This window comes from Jonquetella sp. BV3C21, assembly GCF_000468895.1.
In the GTDB taxonomy this organism is placed as follows: domain Bacteria; phylum Synergistota; class Synergistia; order Synergistales; family Dethiosulfovibrionaceae; genus Jonquetella; species Jonquetella anthropi.
On record NZ_AWWC01000028.1, the window covers coordinates 26934 to 47334 of the forward strand.

The 20401-nt window shown below is 61.4% G+C and carries 24 protein-coding genes and 1 tRNA gene; 3 read left to right on the top strand and 22 right to left on the bottom strand.

The annotated features are described in order from the left end of the window. Window positions 1-15 precede the first annotated feature (15 nt). The 8 genes from tsaB to HMPREF1249_RS07195 all read right to left on the bottom strand — a co-directional run bounded on the left by tsaB (window position 16) and on the right by HMPREF1249_RS07195 (window position 6159). Window positions 16-666 carry a tRNA (adenosine(37)-N6)-threonylcarbamoyltransferase complex dimerization subunit type 1 TsaB gene (tsaB, locus tag HMPREF1249_RS07160; protein ID WP_021776089.1) on the bottom strand — a complete coding sequence of 217 codons (651 nt, stop codon included), beginning with the start codon at window positions 664-666 and terminating at the stop codon, window positions 16-18. Next, window positions 656-1135 carry a tRNA (adenosine(37)-N6)-threonylcarbamoyltransferase complex ATPase subunit type 1 TsaE gene (tsaE, locus tag HMPREF1249_RS07165; protein WP_021776085.1) on the bottom strand — a complete coding sequence of 160 codons (480 nt, stop codon included), beginning with the start codon at window positions 1133-1135 and terminating at the stop codon, window positions 656-658. Before tsaE ends, tsaB begins: the two co-directional genes overlap by 11 nt. Beyond that, entirely contained in the window at window positions 1132-2622 is a 1491-nt protein-coding gene (locus tag HMPREF1249_RS07170; RefSeq protein WP_008520734.1) for a bifunctional ADP-dependent NAD(P)H-hydrate dehydratase/NAD(P)H-hydrate epimerase, read from the bottom strand. The genes tsaE and HMPREF1249_RS07170 overlap by 4 nt, the downstream gene beginning before the upstream one ends. 4 nt (window positions 2623-2626) lie before the next feature. Further along, window positions 2627-2986: a holo-ACP synthase gene (acpS, locus tag HMPREF1249_RS07175; protein ID WP_008520732.1), complete on the bottom strand. Its 360-nt coding sequence runs from the start codon at window positions 2984-2986 to the stop codon at window positions 2627-2629. A 1015-nt stretch (window positions 2987-4001) separates the two neighbouring features. Further along, window positions 4002-4076 (bottom strand) — tRNA-Val (locus HMPREF1249_RS07180). 112 nt (window positions 4077-4188) lie between these two features. Then, a complete protein-coding gene (rpmF, locus tag HMPREF1249_RS07185) occupies window positions 4189-4413 on the bottom strand; it encodes a 50S ribosomal protein L32 (protein ID WP_008522703.1) in 225 nt (74 codons plus the stop codon). Further along, window positions 4394-4960 (bottom strand): YceD family protein, encoded by a 567-nt coding sequence (locus tag HMPREF1249_RS07190; protein ID WP_008520726.1) that lies wholly within the window; start codon window positions 4958-4960, stop codon window positions 4394-4396. The genes rpmF and HMPREF1249_RS07190 overlap by 20 nt, the downstream gene beginning before the upstream one ends. Before the next feature lie 5 nt (window positions 4961-4965). Next, complete coding sequence (locus HMPREF1249_RS07195; protein ID WP_008520725.1) at window positions 4966-6159, bottom strand: acetate kinase; 1194 nt, start codon at window positions 6157-6159, stop codon at window positions 4966-4968. A 90-nt stretch (window positions 6160-6249) separates the two neighbouring features. On the opposite strand from HMPREF1249_RS07195, the gene HMPREF1249_RS07200 reads away from it, so the two are divergent. Further along, window positions 6250-7470 (top strand): tRNA(Met) cytidine acetate ligase, encoded by a 1221-nt coding sequence (locus tag HMPREF1249_RS07200; RefSeq protein WP_008520724.1) that lies wholly within the window; start codon window positions 6250-6252, stop codon window positions 7468-7470. Here HMPREF1249_RS07200 and coaD read toward each other — a convergent pair. The 14 genes from coaD to HMPREF1249_RS07270 all read right to left on the bottom strand — a co-directional run bounded on the left by coaD (window position 7445) and on the right by HMPREF1249_RS07270 (window position 18605). Continuing rightward, window positions 7445-7957, bottom strand: a complete 513-nt coding sequence (gene coaD, locus HMPREF1249_RS07205; protein ID WP_008520723.1) for a pantetheine-phosphate adenylyltransferase — start codon at window positions 7955-7957, stop codon at window positions 7445-7447. The genes HMPREF1249_RS07200 and coaD overlap by 26 nt on opposite strands. A 1-nt stretch (window position 7958) precedes the next feature. Beyond that, window positions 7959-8456, bottom strand: coding sequence for an RsmD family RNA methyltransferase (locus HMPREF1249_RS07210; protein WP_008520722.1), 498 nt, complete (start codon window positions 8454-8456; stop codon window positions 7959-7961). Between the two features lie 3 nt (window positions 8457-8459). Continuing rightward, window positions 8460-9392, bottom strand: a complete 933-nt coding sequence (gene trmB, locus HMPREF1249_RS07215; protein ID WP_021776066.1) for a tRNA (guanosine(46)-N7)-methyltransferase TrmB — start codon at window positions 9390-9392, stop codon at window positions 8460-8462. Beyond that, window positions 9389-10192 (bottom strand): P-loop NTPase, encoded by an 804-nt coding sequence (locus HMPREF1249_RS07220; RefSeq protein WP_008520720.1) that lies wholly within the window; start codon window positions 10190-10192, stop codon window positions 9389-9391. Before HMPREF1249_RS07220 ends, trmB begins: the two co-directional genes overlap by 4 nt. Then, entirely contained in the window at window positions 10193-11038 is an 846-nt protein-coding gene (locus HMPREF1249_RS07225; protein WP_008520719.1) for a LacI family DNA-binding transcriptional regulator, read from the bottom strand. It abuts the gene before it with no gap. A 15-nt stretch (window positions 11039-11053) separates the two neighbouring features. Beyond that, window positions 11054-12691: a nucleoside kinase gene (locus HMPREF1249_RS07230; RefSeq protein ID WP_008520718.1), complete on the bottom strand. Its 1638-nt coding sequence runs from the start codon at window positions 12689-12691 to the stop codon at window positions 11054-11056. A gap of 140 nt (window positions 12692-12831) precedes the next feature. Then, window positions 12832-12990, bottom strand: a complete 159-nt coding sequence (gene rd / locus HMPREF1249_RS07235) for a rubredoxin (RefSeq protein ID WP_008520715.1) — start codon at window positions 12988-12990, stop codon at window positions 12832-12834. Window positions 12991-13135: 145 nt separating this feature from the next. Continuing rightward, on the bottom strand, window positions 13136-14242 hold the full coding sequence (locus HMPREF1249_RS07240) for a M24 family metallopeptidase (protein ID WP_008522699.1): 1107 nt from the start codon (window positions 14240-14242) through the stop codon (window positions 13136-13138). 29 nt (window positions 14243-14271) lie between these two features. Next, on the bottom strand, window positions 14272-15246 hold the full coding sequence (locus HMPREF1249_RS07245; RefSeq protein ID WP_008520711.1) for an AIR synthase family protein: 975 nt from the start codon (window positions 15244-15246) through the stop codon (window positions 14272-14274). Further along, window positions 15243-15818, bottom strand: a complete 576-nt coding sequence (locus HMPREF1249_RS07250) for an epoxyqueuosine reductase QueH (RefSeq protein WP_008520709.1) — start codon at window positions 15816-15818, stop codon at window positions 15243-15245. Before HMPREF1249_RS07250 ends, HMPREF1249_RS07245 begins: the two co-directional genes overlap by 4 nt. Continuing rightward, on the bottom strand, window positions 15815-17737 hold the full coding sequence (locus HMPREF1249_RS07255; protein WP_008522698.1) for a transketolase: 1923 nt from the start codon (window positions 17735-17737) through the stop codon (window positions 15815-15817). The genes HMPREF1249_RS07250 and HMPREF1249_RS07255 overlap by 4 nt, the downstream gene beginning before the upstream one ends. Window positions 17738-17796: 59 nt before the next feature. Then, complete coding sequence (locus HMPREF1249_RS07260; protein ID WP_008520705.1) at window positions 17797-18189, bottom strand: translation initiation factor; 393 nt, start codon at window positions 18187-18189, stop codon at window positions 17797-17799. Beyond that, window positions 18186-18377 (bottom strand): hypothetical protein, encoded by a 192-nt coding sequence (locus HMPREF1249_RS07265; RefSeq protein ID WP_008520704.1) that lies wholly within the window; start codon window positions 18375-18377, stop codon window positions 18186-18188. The genes HMPREF1249_RS07260 and HMPREF1249_RS07265 overlap by 4 nt, the downstream gene beginning before the upstream one ends. Before the next feature lie 6 nt (window positions 18378-18383). Further along, window positions 18384-18605, bottom strand: a complete 222-nt coding sequence (locus tag HMPREF1249_RS07270; protein ID WP_008522697.1) for a DUF3343 domain-containing protein — start codon at window positions 18603-18605, stop codon at window positions 18384-18386. A gap of 107 nt (window positions 18606-18712) precedes the next feature. On the opposite strand from HMPREF1249_RS07270, the gene yedE reads away from it, so the two are divergent. After that, the gene (yedE, locus tag HMPREF1249_RS07275) at window positions 18713-19831 is read left to right on the top strand and encodes a YedE family putative selenium transporter (RefSeq protein ID WP_008522696.1); all 1119 of its coding nucleotides are present in this window, start codon (window positions 18713-18715) and stop codon (window positions 19829-19831) included. Beyond that, window positions 19831-20037 (top strand): sulfurtransferase TusA family protein, encoded by a 207-nt coding sequence (locus tag HMPREF1249_RS07280; protein ID WP_008520698.1) that lies wholly within the window; start codon window positions 19831-19833, stop codon window positions 20035-20037. Before yedE ends, HMPREF1249_RS07280 begins: the two co-directional genes overlap by 1 nt. Window positions 20038-20401: the final 364 nt, after the last annotated feature.

Genomic DNA, 20401 nt, shown 5'->3' on the forward strand with positions numbered 1-20401 from the left:
CACCTCCAGGATTTCTTACACGCTCCGTCCCAGTCCGGGTTCCCTCAAATAGCGAGCCCGAATCCCCCCAGGAGAAACAGCTTCCTCCCGACGTTCAAATCCCAAACCGGCCGCTGCAGTGCCGCTGGCAGAAGGAATGACCGTTATTCCCCCGCTGTCACCTTCGGAAAACAGCCGCTCGTCAGCTGCTGCGACCAGATATTTGGCTTCTTTAAAACCGCTCAGCGCCGCGTCCAGCTCTTCTCTGGAGCGCTCCGCTTCTTCAAGGACTTGCCGCCCGTGGAGCCACGCGCCGGAAAACGCCCGACTCCGAGAGGCGGCGATGAGTGGCACGACGAGACCATCGGCCGGAAACGACCGGGCCAGCACTTCAAGCGACGACAGCGGAACCACTGGCACTCCGAGAGCAAACGCCAGCGCGCTCCCGTAGGCCAAGCCGATTCGCAGGGCCGTGAAGTAACCGGGGCCAACCGTCAGGGCCACAGCAGTCACGCCGGATAGCTGAAATTCGGCCAGATTCATCAGCGCCTCAACCGCCAGAGGCAACTGAGCCGCCTGACGGCGTCCCAAGTTCAGCTCCATCTGGCCAACCGGACCGTCCCGCCACAGGCCGAGGCAAGTCCACCGATTTGCGCAGTCGATTGAAAGAATCGTCTCAGTCGCCACGGCAGACCTCCGCTCGAAGTTTTTTCAACGCTTCGCAGGCCAAGCGTCCTGAAGAGCTCAGACGAACGTTCCGCCCCGAATCGGCGCAGGTCAGCTGAATGCGCCACCACTCGGGAAAATCAGCCGTTCTCAGCCGGTCGGGCCACTCGATCGCCAAGATCCAACCGTCGGAAAGGTAATCGCTCAGCCCGAAGTCCCGCTCGTCCACGTCCTCCAGCCGGTACAGGTCAACGTGCGCCAAAGGCTGGCGAGCCGGATACTCGTTGACGATCGCAAAGGTCGGACTGGACGGTCTGTCCCAGCCCAAGGCCCGACACATCCCCGTCACAAGGGTCGTCTTGCCTGCCCCGAGATCGCCTTCAAGGAAAATAGCCAGCCCCGGGAACGCGCAGCGGGCGAGCATCTCGCCGAGACGAACCGTCTCGTCCGGCGTAGCCAGAAAGAGAGAAAAACTTTCTCCGCCGGTCATGAGCAGACCTCGTTCAGGCACTGGGGCAGCTCGTCGGCAATTTCCTGAGCCAGACGTCCGTCAGCTCCGAGCCGCTCTGTCAGCCGGTCGCCGGCTCGTCCGTGACACCAGCCCGCGACGACAAGGGCCGCTTCGCAGTCCAGACCGGCGGCCAGCATGGCGCCGACAGCGCCGCTCAGCACGTCGCCCGAACCGGGGACGGCCAGCGCCCGACCGCCCGCCTCGATAACCGATATCTTTTCTCCGGCGACCAGCGAGCCAGGGCCCTTCAAAAGCGTCGGCCCAAACAGTCCGGCCAGCCGGCGGGCGCCTTCGGCCCGACGATCGGGAGCGCTTTCAAAATCCCAGCCGCCGAGAAGCCGCGCCGCCTCCCCTTCGTGAGGCGTCAGGCACCGTCTCCCAGAAGATGTGCCCAGCCGAGGAAGGAAGCTGAGCCCGTCGCCGTCCCAGACGCTTGAGCCGTCAAAGCCGGCCGCCGCCGCGGCTACCTCCTCGGCTCGGCCATCCCGGCCAAGCCCGGGGCCCACGATCATCGCCCGACAGCGATCTTTCCAGCGGCTCAGGACTGACGCCGCGTCGCTTCCATCGTCAAGCCGCTCGAGGATGGCATCCGGCAGGGACGCCGCAGCCGCGTCGAGCACCGAAGAGCTGGACGCCAAAACGACCAGCCCCGCCCCAGCGCGGAGCGCCCCGCGGGCAGAAAGCAGAGCCGCGCCGCGGTATCGATCGCTCCCGGCAAAAATCAGCACGCCGCCGCGGGTTCCCTTGTGCGCCCAGTTAGGACAGCGCGGAGCCAAAGCGGCCACGTCAGAGCGTTCAAGCCCACACAGCGCCGGCTCTTCTAACTGATCGGCCTCGCCAAAACAAAGGGCATGAAGTTTCACCCGGCCGCAGGCCGTCCGACGGGAACCGCTAGCGCATGAAGCCTTGTACGCCGCTATAGACGACGTGAAAGCCGCCTGAACCCAAGGGCCGCCGCTCTCGATCCCCGACGGCAGGTCTATTGAAAGACACGGCGCGGCCGAGCGGTTCAGCAGGCCGATCAGCCGACGTATCTCGCCGCGAGGCTCACCGGTTGCCCCAGTGCCGAGCAGCCCGTCAAGGACCACGTCAGAGGCGTCAAACGCCCGAAGAACCTCTTCATCGCTTAAACGGCCGGACGCTTCCCATCTGACAGAGGACGGAACAAACCGGGCAAAGACTGCCCCGTCGCCTTTCAGCGCCTCCCGATCGCGAGTCAGAAGAATTGTCACAGCCCAACCGGAAAGGGCCAGCCGCCGGGCGACCACAATACCGTCGCCGCCGTTGTTGCCAGCCCCAACGCAGATGACTGCCCTGCGCGGCAAGCCATTCGCCGGGAAAAGCTCCAAAACGTCGCGAGCTATTGCGCCGCCGGCGTTTTCCATCAGCACGGCGCTGGGAATCCCCGATGAAATCAACCCCGCGTCGAGCTTCGCGACCGAAGCCGAATCGTAATATTTTTTCATCGGTTCACCTCTCAATCACCACAAATGCTATCGCCTGCCCGCCATCGTGGGACAGCGACAGATGAACTGTCCCCCCGCGGCAGACTTCCTCCGCCCGTCCGGACAGAAGAAGAGACGGCCGGCCGGCCGCGTCCCGGGCCACAGACACGTTATGAAAGCCTATCTCAAGCAGGCCGAGCCCGGCCGCCTTGACAAACGCCTCCCGAGCGGCAAAACGCGCGGCGAAATGGCGGGCCGGGGCAGCCTGACGGAGGCAGTACGCCGCCTCATCAGGCGTGAATACCCGGCGAATAAAAAAATCGTCGGCACAGCATCGCTCCATGCGCACAATTGAGCACAGATCAACGCCTATACCGACGATCATCGCCTCGCTCCCCCCTCGAGAGTCTTTCAGCTTTGTTGCAGTATACCGCTTTTATCTCCAAACAGAAAGGGCTATTTCCAAGTTATTTTTTATTTCATTTATTTTGTCTTTAAAACTACACCATATTCTACTTATAGATTATTCTAACACTTTTTATCGCTGATGACAGCGAACTCAGGTTGTCACGCGACGCCAGTTTGCCCGAGCCAGGACCAGCGGAAAATAATGCCGTTCCTTAGGCCGACGGAGACTAAGTGCTGACGTTACAACGCCTCTTGACGCTTTAAGCTGACACATTTTGTTATCTGCCCGACAAATTGCCGGGTGTTCCACTATTTCAATACCATGAAGCTCCGACCTCATCGCTGAGGTAAACACTAATAACAGCCTGCAAGACAAGATGTAGCGTTTGTGGAAATCAGGGAAGAATCGCTCAGTAGATGGCCTTTGAGTCCATCTGGAGCCCCTCAGCCGCCCGTTCAAGCCGCCCATGCTGCCTCGCTGTTTAGCGGTGCATTTGTTACGCCCCAAACACTGCGCCTGCTCATCAGCATTCAAATCGGTCATCAGTTCGGCTGCCGAGCAAAACGGACGGCTGGCTTTTTCCGCGTTGAACCTCTTCGACTGCCCGCAGCGGCCGCTCGTTATGTTGTCGACGTCCAATAGAAAAGGAATCCTCCGCTCTTTTAGCGACTGACGCAGAAATATCCTCAAAGCATGGGCAAGCGTCAGCCAAAGGCCAGAAAAGGGCTCTTCGGCATCACTACAGCTGTTTGTCAAAGAGAATGGTTCCAACCGTCGTGCCCGCCACCTTGCCCCTTCCTTGTCTCTGCCGGCCGTCCGCCGCATGTACGGTGATTTTTATTTTTCATCAGCGGACAAGCCACCGTCCTATGCACGAAAGCAAGTATTTTTGTGAGAGTACGCAGGCGATCCTCTGAGACTTTCGCTCCATATTTGTTCCCAAAACAAAAAAGCCCCGCCGGAAATAATCCGGCGGGGCTCCTATTCGCAATGGTGGGCGATACAAGACTCGAACTTGTGACCTCTTCCGTGTCAGGGAAGCGCTCTTCCTCTGAGCTAATCGCCCGTACCGGAGCATTTTACCCGACGAGTTCAACGAAGTCAAGCGGCGAAAAACAAGCCGTCCCTATCAAGGGCAAAGGGCCGGGCTCAGCGAGCCCGACCCAGCTGATTACAGGTTATTCAGCCTCTTCGGATTCGGCGGCGGCGGCAGCTTTGTCAGCTGCGACGGTCATGACCTTACGGCCTTTGTAATATCCGCAGGCCGGGCATACCGTGTAGTTTGCCACGGGTTCGCCGCAGTGAGAGCAGGCCGTCGTCTCAGGGCTGTTCAGAGCTCCGAGCCAGTGGGCTTTGCGCAGGTGTGTTCTGCGGTGGGATGTTTTACCCTTCGGGGTTGCCATTACTCGTTCCCTCCTTTTCCGCTTTGAAAAGATCGGCGAAGACCTGCATTCTGGGGTCGGCCGTGGAGCCGTAGCGCTCAACCGCATCTTCACAGCCGCCTTCACACGAAACGTAGGGCGGCAGCGAGCAGATGAAGCACTCCCATGCCAGATCGCCGAGGTCTATCGGGCCAGTTAGCCGAGCGACCGGGACGAGTACAGCCTCATCACCGGCCCCTGAGCCGGCGGAGCTTTCCTCTCCAAGTACGTCGGATCGCAAGATAAAAGAATACATGAAGTCGTCCTGAATTGCAACACCAACTTGACGGAGACATCTCCGGCATGGGGTGATAATTCGGCAGGACAGTGACAGGATCAAGAGAACCGAGCCGTTCTGACGGCTCATTTTGGCGGTGATTTGGGCCGGTTCGCTCAGCGAATACTCAGCGCCGCCAACCGTTATCGGCTCTGCCAAGCCGAGGTTCCACTGAAAAGAATTTTCGGATCCCGGCGCCTCGTCCGGAAAGAGGGCCGGCGCGTGCCAGGCTTCGTGCCGTTCCTCAGTCATGGCTTCTACCGTCCGGAGATGATCCGCAGGGTGTCCCGGGCAATGACCAGCTCTTCATTGGTGGGAACCACCATGACGGTCACAGGCGCGCCCTCGGGGCTGATGATCCGCTCTTTGCCGCGGAAGTCGTTCTTGGCCGCATCGACTTTGATTCCCAAAAATTCCAGCCCTTCGGCAACGGACGCGCGGACTTCCGGGCTGTTCTCGCCGATGCCGGCGGTGAACACCAGAACGTCAATGCCGCCCATGGCGGCCGCGTAGGCGCCGATGTACTTGCGGATGCCGTAGCAGAGCATGTTGTAAGCGAGCGTGCACCGAGCGTCGCCGGCCTTCATGCCCTCTTCGATGTCCCGCATGTCGCTGCTTTTGCCGGAAATGCCCTGCAGTCCGCTCTCTTTGTTGAGAATCTTGTCAGCCTTTTCGGCGCCTTCTTTGGCGGCAATGTAGGTGACGACGGACGGGTCAACGTCGCCGCAGCGGGTGCCCATGACGAGGCCGGCGACAGGGGTGAAGCCCATGGACGTGTCAACGCTCTTGCCGTTTTTGACCGCCGTGACCGAGCTGCCGTTGCCCAGATGGCAGGTGACGATTTTGAGGTCCTGGATCGGCTTGCCGAGAATCTCTGCGGCCCGATGGGACACAAACAGGTGGCTCGTGCCGTGGAAGCCGTAGCGGCGAACTTTCGCGTCTTTGTAATACCCGTAGGGAACGGCGTACATGTACGCGTAGTCGGGCATGGTCTGGTGGAACGCGGTGTCGAACACGCCGACCTGAGGCACGTTCGGCAGGGAGGCGCTGATGGCTTCGATGCCGATGATGTTGGCCGGGTTGTGAAGGGGCGCCAAGGGAATGCACTCTTTCAGGGCCGCCATGACGGCGTCGTCCAAGCGAACGGAGCAGGAGAATTTTTCTCCGGCGTGAACGACTCGGTGGCCGACTGCGCCCAGTTCGTCAAGGCTCTTGATCGCCCCGTGCTGTTTATCCAACAGGGCTTTGAGCACCAGCGAGACGGCGACTTTGTGATCCGGAATAGGCTGTTCAACCAGAACGGCTTCCTGCCCCGTCCGGGTGTGCTTGAGCCGTGAACCGTCGATACCGATTCGCTCAACGAGCCCTTTGGCCAGCACGCTTTCGTCGGCCATGTCGAAAAGCTGGTACTTCAGAGACGAGCTGCCGCAGTTGATAACCAAAATCTTCATGACAGAACCTCCTCGACTGTATGTCCCGATTCTCTCGGTGGGGTACAATTAAGCGACGAAACAGAGTTCTTCCCGAAGGGAGTTTCGCCTATGGAACCTGTGGTAGGCATTGTGGCCGAGTACAACCCGTTTCATTTCGGGCACGCCCGGCAAATCGAACAGTTAAAGCGTCAAACCGTCGTCAACGCGACGGTCGCGGTGATGTCAGGCTATTTTACCCAGCGAGGACTCCCGGCGGTGGCCGCCCCTCACAAGCGCGCCGAAGCGGCAGTCCGCTGCGGGATAGACCTTGTTATTGAGCTTCCGCTGCCGTTTTGCTCGTTCAACGCGGGCGTCTTCGCCGCCGGGGCGGTGAAACTGCTTCAGGCGACTGGCGTGGTGACGGCGCTCAGCTTTGGCATGGAAACTCCCGGCGAGCCGCTGAGGGAAACGGCTTCTATTTTAGTTCACGAAAGTGCCGCTTTCAAGGCGGCTCTTCGGCAAAACTTGGACAGCGGCGCTTCTTACGCCGTGTCCCGAGCCCAAGCGGCGCAAGCCGAGCTCGGCCGCCCCAGCCCGCTTTTTTCCTCTCCCAACAACCTTCTCGCCTTGTCGTACGTCGAGGCGGCGCTGCGTCAGGGCTGGAATCCAGATCTGTTCCCAATTCAGCGGGAAGGCGCCGGGTATTCGGACAGCCGGCCGTGCGGCCGCCTTTCGAGCGCGGCGGCCGTGCGCGCGCTGCTCGCCGAGAACCGGACCGATGAGGCTCTGGTCTGCGTACCCGCCCCGTCGGCCGAAATTTTAAAATGTTGTCTCAGGGGCGGAAGGGCTGTGACGGACACGAAGCGTTATTGGACGGCGCTGAAAGTCCTCCTCCACCGGGAGACGAGCGAGTCGCTGCAAAGCTACGCCGAGTTCGGCGAGGGAATAGAAAACGCCCTGCTGGACGCCTACGAGGACGCCCCGACCGTCGAAGAGCTGGTGGAGCGGCTATCCACCCGCCGATACCCGAGGACGCGGCTTTTCCGTCAGCTGCTGTACGTCTTTTTAGGGCTGAAGCAGCCGGAAAACAAAGCGTTCCAGTCCGCCGGGCCGCAGTGGATTCGGCCGTTGGCCGCTTCCCCAAACGGGAGGCGTCTTTTGGCTCAAATGAGAGACGCGGCGCACCTGCCGGTCGTTTCCCGGCTGGGCGACGTTCCTCACAGCGACATTGCCCAGAGCATGGCGCTTCTTGGCCTCAGGGGCGCGAAACTTTGGGAAGAGCTGACCGACGCCCCGCGCAGCAGGGACGTGCTGAAAGAGCACTTTATTCTTGCCGATCCGTGCCCCTGAACGGCAGAAACCTCTCGCGAAGACGGCGGTAAACGCCCGGAGGAACCATGTTCTGCACGGCGCCGCCGAACCGAAACACGTCCTTGACGGCGTGACTGGACAGGTAGGAGTAACGGGCCTCGGTGACGATAAAGAGCGTTTCAATTTCAGGCGCCAGCTGGCGGTTCATCTGGGCCATCTGAAACTCGTACTCGAAGTCGGATAGAGCCCGCAAGCCTCGGACGACAACCCGGCACTGAATTTGACGCATGAAGTCGACAAGCAGCCCTTCAAAGGCGTTCACCCTCACGTTCGGCAGGTGGCTCAGCGCTTCTTGAGCCATTTCCTGCCGCTCCTCGATGCTGAACGCCGATTTTTTCTGCGGGTTGACCAGAATCGACACGTACAGTTCTTCAAACAAGGCGGCGGCGCGCTCGGCAATGAACACGTGGCCGTTGGTAATCGGGTCGAACGAGCCCGGATAGATGGCCCTCAGCTGACTGGACACGTCACTCCCCCTCTCCGCGGCGGCGCAGGAACGTCAGACAGCTGATCCCGTACCGACGCTCGTCGGTCTGTACCCATGCCGTTTTCTCTAAGTGAACGCTTTCGTCGGCTTGATGTTCCAAAATGACGCACCCGCCGTCGCGAAGGAGCTCCGGATACCCGGCCAGAATGCCCGGCAGCGTCTCCATCCACCCGGCGTTGTAGGGCGGATCGGCGAAGATGACGTCAAACGTCTGTGCGTGTTTTGAGAGCCACTTGAGCGCCCGACGGACGTCGAGAGCTAAGCAGAGGTGGCTGTTGTTCCCCAGCCGCGCCTGTATCGCCGCCGCCCGGCTCCGAACGGTTTCCACCGTCACGACGTCGGCACCTCGGTCCCTCATGGTCTCGGCGACGCGGCCTGATCCGGAAAACAGGTCGAGGAAACGGCGACCGCTCATAGGCCCTAAAATGCTGGCAAGAGCCAAAAGCGTTTTGCCCGTCGTGGGCCTCATCTCTTTCATGATTTACGACACCAGACCGGCTAGATCGGCCAAGGCTCCTCTCACGGACGGCGTCAAGTACGGCAGGTGTATCCCGTCGAGCTTCACCAGCAGGCCGTCGTCCCGACGAACGACTTTAAAGTAAAATTTCTGCTCAAACCCGTCGTCGGTGCAGATCGCCTCGACCAGCGCGGCGTCCTCTCCCGTCCAGACGGAATGGAACGCCCAAAAGCCGGACTGTTCCCCGCCGGCTTCGCCTGTGCGGCCTACCCGACCGCGGACTGCCTGAGCCAACGCGTCCGGATCGAACGAGCTTCCGGGAACGTGAACGTGCATCGCGTCTTCTCCTTTCGGCCCTGTCAGCCGCTGAACCGTCCAGGGAGCTTTTTTGACGAAATACAGATGGTGAATGTCCTTGCCCTCTTCCAGCCAGCGCTTCTCGTATTTTGTGGTGATTTCCCGCCGGTGGTTCAGAAGGCGTTTTTCAAGCGACAGCGCCGGGTGAGAGCCCAAGACGGACGCCACTTCGTCGGCGTACCAGCCTTCGTCGGTGGCCAGCTCAAAGACGCCGCCTAAAGCGAGAACCGCCGCCAGCGTGGAAGAGAAACCTTCCGCCGTGACGCGGCGTTTGGCGTGCCGTTCTTTTGGCCACGGGCACGGGAAGCTCATGTAAATTCTCTCGAACGTCCCGTCGGGAAAGCACTCCCGAAGGAGAAACCGGGCGTCCCCTAAAAGAATACGAACGTTTGGCAAGCCCTGACGCCGCACCCGCGTCAGGGCTTTTTCGACGCAGGTCATGGAAACTTCCAAGCCCACCACCGTCGCGTCCGGGCGGCGGGAAGCGAGGTGGGTCATAAACTCACCGTTGCCGAAGCCAACCTCAGCGATGACCGGCGGCGTCAGCTCGGGCAGCTGGGCTCCAGCGTCCGGCGACAGGAGAATTTCTCCCCGTCTCACAGGCCAAACGCCTCCCGCAGCTGAGCTTCAAGGTCGCCGTTCTGGTACTCTTCCAGCCGGCCGGCGTCGCTTAACGCGGTCAGTTTCGGGTCCATCGGGACGCGGGCAACCGTCTTGACGCCGTAGTTCTTTTCAATAGCCTCCCTGTGGCTGCTCCCCAGCGGCTCCCAGACCTCGCCGCAGTGCGGACAGACCGTGTAGCTCATGTTCTCCACCAGCCCGAGAAGCGGCACTTGCAGCATCTGGGCCAAGGCGATCTGCTTTTGAACGATAGTCGCCGCCAAGCTCTGCGGGGTCGTGACGGCCAGCAGGCCGTCAACCGGAATCATTTGGAGAACCGTGATCGGCGCGTCGGCCGTTCCGGGCGGCAGGTCGATCAGCAGGCAGTCCAGTCCCTGCCATACCACGTCCTGCCAGAACTGTTTTATGACGCCGGTAATCATCGGCCCGCGCCATACCACCGGCTGCCGGTTGTCTTCCAGAACTAAACTGGCTGACATCACGCCGATGCCGGTTGAGCTGACCGACGGGATAATTTTTTCGTTTTCGTCCACCAGCGGGCGAGCCGTGACGCCCAGCAGATTGGGAATCGACGGGCCGGTCAAGTCGGCGTCAAGAACGCCGACCGAAAGGCCCTGACGGCGCAGGGCTACCGCACAGAGCGCCGTTACAGTGCTCTTGCCGACGCCGCCTTTGCCGCTCCCCACGGCAATGATCCGTTTGACGCCCCGCCGGTCCTTGACGAACCCGGCGCACCCGGCATGGGAACAAGAACTGCACGAACCCGAACAACCTGACATCTACCCCACATCTCCTTCCGCCTCGTTTGTCCCCACGCGGGAGACCAAGTTGGGTCGAACCGAAACTTTCGCCGGCCTGCAGCCCCGGCCGAAGACGCAGTTCAGCAGCAGCCGGCCGGACAGCACGCCAAGCTCCGCGGCGGGCAGCTCGACGCGCCATGGAGCGTTCCAATCCCAAGCTCCCTGAGGAACGCAAGCCAGCTCTGGCCGTTCGCCTTCGATCGGGCTGGACAGCCCATCCCAAATGACAAGAGGAGCCCCCTCTGCAGCGCCGTCGGCCGCAGCAAGTTCCTCAAGAAAACAGAACGAAGCGTTCGGCCCCTGTCGGTACAGGATCGGCCGTCCGTTGGCCAGCGTCCGCACCTGCCGGAGCAGTTCTTCCCTGTCGGTGCCGATCTGACAGCCGCCAAGCGGAGCGCCGTCGCCCAGGAACACCGCCGGAACGTCAACGGTTTCGCCGTCAGCCCAAGGGCCGAGCCAGATCAGGCCATCAACCCGGCGGGACGTCATGCGGCGCAGGACCGTCGAAGCCCCTCGCCCGTTGCCGTCTATGGAGCTGATCAGCAGGTCAACGCGGGCGCGAGCCAGCACTCGCGAGACGCCGGAAATCAGAGCGCCAGTCCATGACGGACGAAGCGACGCCAAAACAAGCCCAACGACGCCGCTGTGCCGACTGGACAGACCGCTGGCCAAGGCGTTTCTCTCGTAGCCGAGGCGGCGGGCCGCCGCCCAGACGCGAGCGTGAGTCGCCTCGGAAATGCGCCGGTCGCCCCGCAGAGCGCGGCTGACTGTCGCCTTGTTGACCCCAGCCGCTTCGGCAACCTGAGACATGGTCACCTTATCCACGGCGACACCTCCAAACTAAATGGCAACGACGCTGCCGCCGATGAACTCGCGCAGCACCGAGTTGTTGGGCACCAGATGAGCCGACAGCACGGGGACAAAGCGCAGAATGCCCAGCAGGCGCTGGGCTTCGCCGTAGACCGGCGAGCTGTCCTCGATGCGGCGAAGCAGGGGCTCAACCAGCGATTTCAGCACCGCCAATTCGTAGAACAGCACGGAGTTGAACATAGCGTCGGCGTTCTGCTGGTACGGGAAGATGTACTTGTTGCCGCCCCGAATAACCGACGGCCACACTTTGAGCGTTTCCTCCGGCGAGTAGCCGCGCGTCATGTAGTCGCGCACCATTCGGCGCAGTAGCCGGTTGTCGGTCGTGCTCGTCCGGTTGTGCCCGTCAAGGCTGACCCCGGTCATGGGGGCCACAAACAGCCCAAAACGCTGTTCGGCCTTGATCATGCCAACTAACCGATCGTTCAGCGCGTGGAGGCCTTCCATCACGAGAATGCCTTTGTCGCCCAACGAGACGGTCCGCTCGCCGCTTCGGCGGTGACGGGTAAAGTCGAAAATCGGAACTTTCGTGGGACGGCCCTCGACCAGCGACTGGAGGTCCTTTTCCAGCCGCTCCAAGTCCAGAGCCTCGATGGACTCAAAGTCGGGCTCGCCGTGCTCGTCCACCGTGGTGATCTCGTCCAAGTAATAGTCGTCCAAAGACAGCGTAACCGGCAGAGCGCCGGTGATTCGGAGCTGAATTTTGAGGCGTTGAGCCGACGTCGTTTTGCCGGCGCTGGAAGGCCCGGCGATGGCTACCATACGCCTTTCAGGGTCTTTGACGATCTCCTCGGCCAGCTGAGCGAACCGCTGAGAGTGGAGCGCCTCGGCCAACAGAACCACGTCCGCGTCGCCGCCCGAATTAACCACGTCGAACAGATCGGCCATGGTCGTAACGCCGATGGTTTTCAGCCAGTTGCCGAACTCGCTGAACACCCGGCTGACCTTGGGAAGCGGCGTATACGCCGGCAGACCGTCGGGCGAGGCGACCGTCGGGAACCGAAGCGCCAGGCCGTCCTCCAGCGGCTCAACGGAAAAACGGTCCAGCTCACCCATCGAGGGCATCAGGGGGCCGTAGAAACAACAGTACAGGTCGGCGCTGCGGTAAACTTCGACCGGATCGACGGCCGTCAGGGCCAAAAGCTTGGCCGTGTCCTGCTTTCCTTGGGCGTTGAAGATGCGGACGACCTTGTCGAGCGAAAGGATCTCGCGCTGAATCGGCATATCGGCGGCGACAAGCCGTCTGAGTTCCGCGTCAATCGAGGCGACGTCCGACGGGGTCATCGCCGTGCCGTCGTTAAAGACCCAGTACAGCGCGTCGCTGATCGAGTGCCGCACGGTCAGCCCTTTGCCGAGAGCGCGGTGACAGGCCATAATCAGCGCGAAGCTCAAAGTGTTTCGGTACACCCAAACGCCCTCAAACGTGCTGGTGTCCACTGGCGTCACAGCGGCGTCAGCGTCTATCTGCCAGCTGAGAGGCCTCAGATAATGGTTGACCCGCATCGCGACAGCCGGACGAGCCGGTGGGTACAGCGCGAACAACTCCGTCCCCAAGATCGGTTGGTTGAGCTGAACGCTGTTCTGCGACGGAAATTCTACTGTGATGGGCATCAGGTCACCTCTTCGTCAGAGAGTCGGGAGCGGGAGAACAGCCCCGTTTGTTCATTATACTCTATCGGCTCCGCTCTCCGCTGGGGCGCAGGGCGCACAAAAAAAAGCGGCGCTTGGCAGCGCCGCTTCGTTTCATTTCTCTACTGCTCTTCAAACATATCCTTGCCCACGCCGCACTCCGGGCAGACCCAATCGTCCGGAATATCCTCAAACGCCGTGCCGGGAGCAATCCCGCTGTCCGGATCCCCCACTTCCGGGTCGTACACAAAGCCGCATACGGTGCAAACGTACTTCTTCACTGTTTTTCCCCCTCTCAGTTTTCCTGCCTTTTCGATTCCTTACAAGAACAGTTCTTATTATATCACGAGACTTCGTCTTCTCTGCCGCAAGACTGCTGACGGCCCCCTCAGAACCTCTGACATCAGCGCGGCACAAGCTCCGAAACTACAGGCTCAGGTGAATAAATTCCTGCGGCAGAGCGCTGCTGAGCCGTTCGGCCCCGCTCGCCGTGATCAGGTAGTCGTCTTCCAGCCTCAGGCCGCCCCGACCGGGGATATAAATGCCCGGCTCGACGGTGATCACGTCGCCTTCCCGCAGCTCTTCCCCGTAAGCAGGGGACAGGCGTGGGTTCTCGTGAATTTCCAGCCCGAAGCTGTGCCCCAGTCCGTGCCCGAAGTACTGGCCGTACCCGGCCCGGGCGATGATGTTCCGGGCGATCGCGTCAATATCCCGGCCGATGACGCCGGGCTTCAATGCCGCAGCCGCGGTGTTGTGCGCTTCCAACAGCACATCGTGAATCTTGAGGAACTCGGCGTCGGCCACAGGGCCGAGCGAGAAGTTGCGGGTGATGTCGCTTTGATACGCGCCGTATATCGAGCCGTAGTCAACTGTTACCTGCTCGCCCAACTGCATCGTTTTTTTCGACGCTCTGCCGTGAGGCAGGGCACTCCGCACGCCCGAAGCCACGATCATGCCGCCGTCGTGCCAGACGCCTTCGCCGTCCAGCTTCGCGATTTCCAATTCGATAATTTTAGCCAGCTCAGCCTCCTTCATGCCCGGACGGACGGTTTTAAGCGCCGCCAGATACGCGCCGGCCGCGATGTCAGCGGCCCGACGAATCAGGGCAATTTCGCCGGCGTCCTTGTGGCGCCGCTGGGCGGTAATCATGCTGCTGCAGTCTTCCCACTGAACGGGAAGCTCGGAGAGTTGAATGAAGGTCGACGCGGACAGGGCGGCTCCGTCAAAACCACAGCGCTTCAGCCCGAGCTCGCCGACCAAACGCTTGACGGTAACGGCGTGGTTTTCGCCTGTTTTTTGGGTCTGAAGCTCCAGAGGCGACGTCTCGCTGGCCTGAAGGGTGTATCGGGAGTCGGTCGCCAAAATTGCCCGATCATGAGTGATGACGACTGTCGCGCTGGTGCCCTGATATCCGCTGTAGTAGAAAGCGTTCACCCACCCCAGCTTTTCCGCGTCAATCAGTACCAGCGCGTCCAGCTTCCGTTCAGCCAAGTTCCGGCGCAGTTCGCCGATCCGTGCCCAAATGTGTTCCAAGTTGAACCTCCCCTTTCTCCTTCAGTCCGTCAGGCTCTGACCAACAGCCCCCAGAGTTCTTCATCCGCCGACGGCTCCCAGTTGTTCGTCCCTTCGGTGACCTCGCCCACGAGGGCAGCTTCAATGCCCGACCGCTTCAGTTCACCCATCAGCTCAGCGGCGTCGTTTTCCGGAACCACGGCCAGCAGCGCACCCGACGAGATGAGCTTGAGCGGGTCAAACCCCAGAGCGTCCGCCGCCCGCCGGGTCAGCGGGTGAAGCGGCAGAGCGTCCCAGTCCAGATGAACTGCCAGCCCGCCGAGGCGGCTGATTTCCGTCAGGCCGCCCAAGAAACCGCCTTCGGTCGGATCGTGCATAAAATGCGCCCGAGAGCGCAGGATTTTGGACTCGGGCAGCACGGAAAGACGGCCGCGCCAGTCTGCTGTCTGAGCGATTTCCTCTGACGTCATCGACGGTTTTAACAGATCCGGCCGATCGGACGCGAGAATCGCCATTCCCTCAAGTCCCAAGTGCTTGGTGATGATCAGCCTGTCGCCGGGCCGAATCCGGCCCGCCTGAAGGTCCCACTCGGTTGTCCCGATCATGGTTCCGACGATCACCGGCCAGTCATATCGGTCTGTCAGCTCGGTGTGTCCGCCCACCACCGCCACGTTGAGCTCCCGGCAGGCCTGATCGACCTGCTCCATGACCTCCGACGCCCAGTTCCGCCCCAGTTTGACCGGGACGATCAGCGTGACGACCAAAAAGGCCGGATCCCCGCCTTTGCAGGCGATATCATTGGCGTTGACTTGGACGAGATACCGCCCGGCGCCGTTTGACGCGCCCACAATAGGGTCGCTAGTCACGACGAGCCGGCGGCCCGCCGGCCAGTCGATAACCGCCGCGTCCTCTCCAAGCCCCGGACCAACGCGAACCTCGGGCCGAGGCGCGCCAGTCCAGCGAAGAACGGACTGTTGGAGGACGTCCGGCGGCAGCTTGCCAACCCGATCCACTATCCCGCTCATGCGATTTTCCCTTCTCTCCGCCGGGACGCCAGACTGAAAAGACAGCCGCAGTAATCCTGCCGGTACAGACCTAATCGGCGGCAGATTTCGGCCGAACGGGCCGCGCCGTTGTTCCGGCGCCAAATACGCTCTTCCCAATAAAGACCCTGCCGCTCGGCAATACTTCTCCCCAGTCGGTTAATCAGCTCCGGCGACTTCTGCCGGCTTGACGTCAGCGACGTGCAGAGCGCGTCAAAGCCGCCCTGGCGGGCCGCGTCAGCCGCCGCTTGAAGTTGCAGGGCAAAACACTTTTCACACCGGGCGCCGCCTTCCGGCTCCCGCTCCAACCCGCGGACTGCCGCAAACCACCCTTCAGGCGCCCACGGGCGCAGCAGAGCCGGACCGTCTAGCGCTTTGGACAGCTGGACGACCGCTTCCCGGCGGCGAACCCATTCGCCGTACGGGTGAATGTTCGCCCCCCAGAAGAACGCCGTCACGTCCCAGCCCTCTGCCAAGAGGTCGGTCCAGCCGACTGTTCCGCAGGGCGCACAGCACAGGTGAAGCAGAAGTCTCCCTTTTGCCGCTTTAATCATCGAATCAGCCGGGCGAACCTTTCGGCGACGGACTGCCCGTCAAGTTCCATCTGAGCGTACACGTCCGAACTGGGACCCGACATGCCGTAGTGGGTCACACCAAGCCGAAGGGCTCGGCCGGTCAGCCCCAGCTCGCTCGCCCGAGCCAGCCACAAGCTTCCCATGCCGGTTCGGGCGTTGTGGTCTTCAAGCGTCAGCACCGCCCCGGTCTCGAACGCCTCTTTCAGCGTTTCGTCACAGCAGACCAACGGGCAGCTCACCGAGTAGACCGACACCTGAATCCCTTTTTGAGCCAGCAGCGCCGCCGCCTCGAGAGCCTGATTCGCCATGGCGCCGAGCGCGAGAATCGCCCCGTTTTTCCCCTCTCGCAGACGGACGACGTCGCCGTAAACGAACGGCTTCTCAAATGCCGGTCGGCCGTCCAACTCCAGGACCGGCAGTTTGCTCCGTCCCATAGCCAAGCAGACGTTGCCGCCTTCCTGAACGGCCCAGCGCAGCGCCCGGTCGGTCTGGTTCGCGTCCGCTGGGACGATCAGCTTCCAGCCGAAGCAGTTCGCCGCCAGAGCCACGTAGTCGATGCACTGGTGCGTCTTTCCGTCTTCGCCCACGTCCAGCCCCACGTGAGTCAGCGCCAAGGTCAGGTTCGTCTCGTTGATGTCGTTGAGCCGCTGCTGGTTATAGGCTTCCACAAGGGCGAACATGCCAAACCCGGCGAACACAGAGGCCGCCCCGGCAATCGACGACGAGCCCGCGGCCGTCGCGGTCGAGTGCTCCTGAATGCCGCCCTGGACGAACCACTCGGGAAATTTTTTGGAGAAGTCGGCGGTTTTCACCGAGCCGGCCAGATCACAGTCGAACACGAGAAGCGGACCGCCGCCGTTTTCCTTCGTCGCCGCGCCGACGTCGCTCAGCGCGTTGCCGAACCCGGAACGGCAGTCGACCTTTTCACCCAGCTTGTAGACCCGCGGCGCCCCCACGTTCAAAGCCGGGCGAGGCCTGTCCATTTTTGCCCCAGCCGTCCGGACGGACGAGCTGTTCGCCATGGCGACCAAGTCAGGCGCTTTCAGTTCGTCCATCGCTTGGCGGTACAGATCTCCGGTAGCCGCCTTGCCGTGGTAATCCGGCCGGTCTTCCATGAACGACACGCCCTGTCCCATGGTGGTGCGACAGATTAAAACCGTCGGCCGATCGGACAGCGACGCCTGGCGAAGCCCAGCGTACAGGGACGGGAAATTATCACCGTCGCACTCGATGACCTGCCAGCCGTCGGCCTCCCAGATCTGCCGCAGGTGAATCGGCATTACGTCTTCCACCCGACCGGAAATTTGAATGTCGTTGGCGTCGACCAGCGCCGTCACGGGCAGATTTCTTGCCGCGATCAGCCGACGGGCCTCAGCCAGCTGGCCTTTGCCCTGCTCGCCGTCGCCCATGAGGACGTACACTCTTGACTTGTTTTTCCGCGCCGTTTGAGCCAAGGCGAACCCGGCCCCGGCCGAAAGGCCTTGGCCAAGGTCGCCGGAACTCCAGTCTATTCCGGGGACGTCCCGCTCCACGTGCCCCTGAAAGAGTGATCCGCAGCGCCGGAACTCCCGCACGGCGTCCAAACCGTCAACAAACCCGTAGTACGCCAGCGTCGCGTACGCGGCCGGGGACGTGTGGCCGTGACTGATCGCGATGTAATCCCGATCAAGGTCCGCCGCGTTGTCCGGCGTCAAGTTCGCGACGCCGTACGCGGCCATATACATTTTCATGCTGGACAGGGACCCGGCCGGGTGTCCGCTGTTCGCCCGCGTCGTCATCGCCACCGCGAGCGCCCGGCAGACCCGAGCCGCGTTTTCCAGATCAGCCACCACGTCAGCCGGCAGGCTTTCGTAAGGGAACCCTCTCATGTTGACTCTGCGCCCGAACAAATCGCTCATCGCCGTCTCGCTCCTCGCTTTATAAAATTCTGACGCCCCAAAAGGTAGGTGCCGCCGCGTCACTTCACGTCTGAAGCCCCCAGCGCCTTCAGTTCGGCCCGGAGTCGCTCCCTTTGGTCTCCCTGCAGAATCAGCTCGCCGTCTTGGAACGACGCGCCGCACCCCAGCTGTTTTTTCAGCAGCTTCGCCGCTTTCTGCCCGGCGTCGCCGTCAGGCAGACCACAAACGACAGTCACCGTTTTGCCGGCCCGACCAACTCGCTGAATCCCCAGACGGATACGCCGCCCCGCAAGGTTCAGCGTCTCCCCCTGTCCCGTCGGAGACTCCGGCTCAAAAGATATGTCCTCGGCCGAACTGACCTGCTCGCCGTCCGGGAAAAGTTGGCCGAAGGCCGCTCCTAATGAAAGGTCTTCAGCTCCGGCCTGAGAACAGTCCTGACGCTTCTTCGTCATTCGAGCTCATAACCCTCTTGACAGCAGGTGATCAGGAACTCCTCGCCGGGCTCGAACGAAACCTTGACGGTTTCGCCGACCTGCAGGTCAAGCAGCTGCCGACAGATTTGAGCCGCCCAAGCGGACTCGGCCGAAGAGCCGGCCTCAGCGGCTTTGCACATGTCCTCAATCGTTCGCCGGTTCAGCATCGCCCCTTAGTCCTCCAGCTCGTGCCAGCCCGCCACGTCGATCTGGTAGCGGGAGCAGACGTCCTTCACGTCCGACTCTTTATCGCAGGGCCAACTGCACGCCAGCCCACAGCTGGCTGAAATCTGCCGCGGCACTGGAATAACTCGGACTGACAGCCCCTCGGCGCGGCACGCTTTTTCAAACATCAGCGCCATACTCGTCACGTCGAACGTCGCAATGCACCGCAATTTCCATCTCCCTTTCCGTCTCAACAGAGTCCGCCGCTCTTGACGGGAACAGAATGCAACTTATAATATTGATGAAATGTTTTTATACTTAATTGGAGGTCGTTAGAATGAATGAGAAACCGTCGTTTCTGTCGTCGTGGGCCGGCCCAATTATAACAGGTCTGGCAATCGGTATCCTCGCTCCTCTGCTGGTTCTTTGGGGCAACCCGGGCAACATGGGGTTCTGCATCGCCTGCTTTGAACGGGATATCGCTGGCGCTCTGGGCTTCCACCGCGCCGCGGTTGTTCAGTACATTCGACCTGAGGTCATCGGGCTGATTCTGGGCGCGTTGGTTGCCGCTCTGGCCGCCGGAGAGTTCAAACCCCGCGCCGGTTCGTCGCCTGTTGTTCGGTTCTTCTTAGGGTTCTTCGCCATGATCGGCGCCCTGATCTTCCTCGGCTGCCCGTGGCGCGCTATGCTTCGCTTGGCCGGCGGCGACTGGAACGCGATCGTCGGCATAGCCGGCTTAGTGGTCGGCATTCTGGTCGGTATCCAGTGCCTGAACGGCGGGTTCAGCCTCGGCCGTTCCTACCCAGCGCCTCAGGAAGCGAAAATCGGCGGGTTCGTCCTGCCGGTCGTCGCCCTCGGTCTGCTGGCGCTTCTCCTTATTGCGCCCAAGTTCGGCCCTGAGGGGGCCGGCCCGATCTTCTTCTCCGAAAAGGGCCCCGGCTCCATGCACGCGCCTATAGTTTACTCTCTGATTGTGGCTCTTGTCGTTGGTTTCCTCTGCCAGAAGAGCCGGTTCTGCACCATCGGAGCCATTCGTGACCTCGTCATCGCGCGGGATCCTCACCTATTCTGGGGGCTGGTGACCCTGATCGTCGTCGCCATGGGTACCAACATGTACTTGGGCATGTTCAAGCCCGGATTTTCCGGACAGCCCATCGCCCACACTGACGGCGTGTGGAACTTCCTCGGCATGGTGTTGGCCGGTCTGGCCTTCACACTGGCCGGCGGGTGCCCGGGCCGGCAGCTCATCATGGCCGGCGAGGGCGACGGCGACGCCGCCGCGTTCGTCATTGGCATGGTCTTCGGCGCGGCCGCGAGCCACAACTTCGGTCTGGCTTCCAGCGGCGCCGGCATTGGCGCTCACGCGCCCTATGCGTTCGGCATCGGTCTTCTGTTCTGCCTCATCGTGGGCTTCGCTATGCGCCGTCAGCTCCGCATTGAAGGAGGGAAGCAATAATGACTATCGACGCCAGAGGTCTTTCCTGCCCTGAACCGGTCGTCCTCACCCGCCGTGCCGTCGTCTCCGCGCCGGCGGAGTTTCAGGTCATCGTTGACAACGAGACCGCCCGCGGCAACGTGATTCGCTTTGCCACCCACAGCGGCTACAAACTGGCCGACGAGCGCCAGGAGTCCGGCGACTGGTTCCTCGCCTTCCGCAAATAATTTTTAGCAGGCACAAAGGAGCGGGCTGGCAAATGCCAGCCCGCTCCTTCTATTTCCTCTGGTTCCCTGTCCCCCCGACAGCCGCACAGCGGCGTTAGCCCACTCATACGCGGCCAGCCGATACTTCGCGCAGAGCGCAGGAGGGCCATATGCTTCGCGTCAGTTTGGTTGGTTATTTATTTTGGGGATTCTTCTTAAGCTTTTTCGCTTCTGGGTGGTGAGCGTAATAAATATCTTCGTCAATAGGCTCCCAGCGTGGGTCATCGGGTGTGAGATTAATTATCTTATGGCCGTCTAAAATTTTCTGCTCACCTGTTTTGGGGTCATTAAACTAGAAAAAAGGATGCTTTGAGTCCTCCAGCCA

Coding starts and splice junctions, on each gene's coding strand:
- HMPREF1249_RS07210 (WP_008520722.1), bottom strand. CDS start 8,456: ATGAAAGAGATGAGGCCCACGACGGGCAAAACGCTTTTGGCTCTTGCC.
- tsaE (WP_021776085.1), bottom strand. CDS start 1,135: ATGACCGGCGGAGAAAGTTTTTCTCTCTTTCTGGCTACGCCGGACGAG.
- HMPREF1249_RS07280 (WP_008520698.1), top strand. CDS start 19,831: ATGACTATCGACGCCAGAGGTCTTTCCTGCCCTGAACCGGTCGTCCTC.
- HMPREF1249_RS07265 (WP_008520704.1), bottom strand. CDS start 18,377: ATGCTGAACCGGCGAACGATTGAGGACATGTGCAAAGCCGCTGAGGCC.
- HMPREF1249_RS07250 (WP_008520709.1), bottom strand. CDS start 15,818: ATGATTAAAGCGGCAAAAGGGAGACTTCTGCTTCACCTGTGCTGTGCG.
- yedE (WP_008522696.1), top strand. CDS start 18,713: ATGAATGAGAAACCGTCGTTTCTGTCGTCGTGGGCCGGCCCAATTATA.
- HMPREF1249_RS07220 (WP_008520720.1), bottom strand. CDS start 10,192: ATGTCAGGTTGTTCGGGTTCGTGCAGTTCTTGTTCCCATGCCGGGTGC.
- rpmF (WP_008522703.1), bottom strand. CDS start 4,413: ATGGCAACCCCGAAGGGTAAAACATCCCACCGCAGAACACACCTGCGC.
- HMPREF1249_RS07255 (WP_008522698.1), bottom strand. CDS start 17,737: ATGAGCGATTTGTTCGGGCGCAGAGTCAACATGAGAGGGTTCCCTTAC.
- HMPREF1249_RS07195 (WP_008520725.1), bottom strand. CDS start 6,159: ATGAAGATTTTGGTTATCAACTGCGGCAGCTCGTCTCTGAAGTACCAG.
- HMPREF1249_RS07200 (WP_008520724.1), top strand. CDS start 6,250: ATGGAACCTGTGGTAGGCATTGTGGCCGAGTACAACCCGTTTCATTTC.
- HMPREF1249_RS07190 (WP_008520726.1), bottom strand. CDS start 4,960: ATGACTGAGGAACGGCACGAAGCCTGGCACGCGCCGGCCCTCTTTCCG.
- acpS (WP_008520732.1), bottom strand. CDS start 2,986: ATGATCGTCGGTATAGGCGTTGATCTGTGCTCAATTGTGCGCATGGAG.
- HMPREF1249_RS07230 (WP_008520718.1), bottom strand. CDS start 12,691: ATGCCCATCACAGTAGAATTTCCGTCGCAGAACAGCGTTCAGCTCAAC.
- HMPREF1249_RS07170 (WP_008520734.1), bottom strand. CDS start 2,622: ATGAAAAAATATTACGATTCGGCTTCGGTCGCGAAGCTCGACGCGGGG.
- HMPREF1249_RS07260 (WP_008520705.1), bottom strand. CDS start 18,189: ATGACGAAGAAGCGTCAGGACTGTTCTCAGGCCGGAGCTGAAGACCTT.
- HMPREF1249_RS07245 (WP_008520711.1), bottom strand. CDS start 15,246: ATGAGCGGGATAGTGGATCGGGTTGGCAAGCTGCCGCCGGACGTCCTC.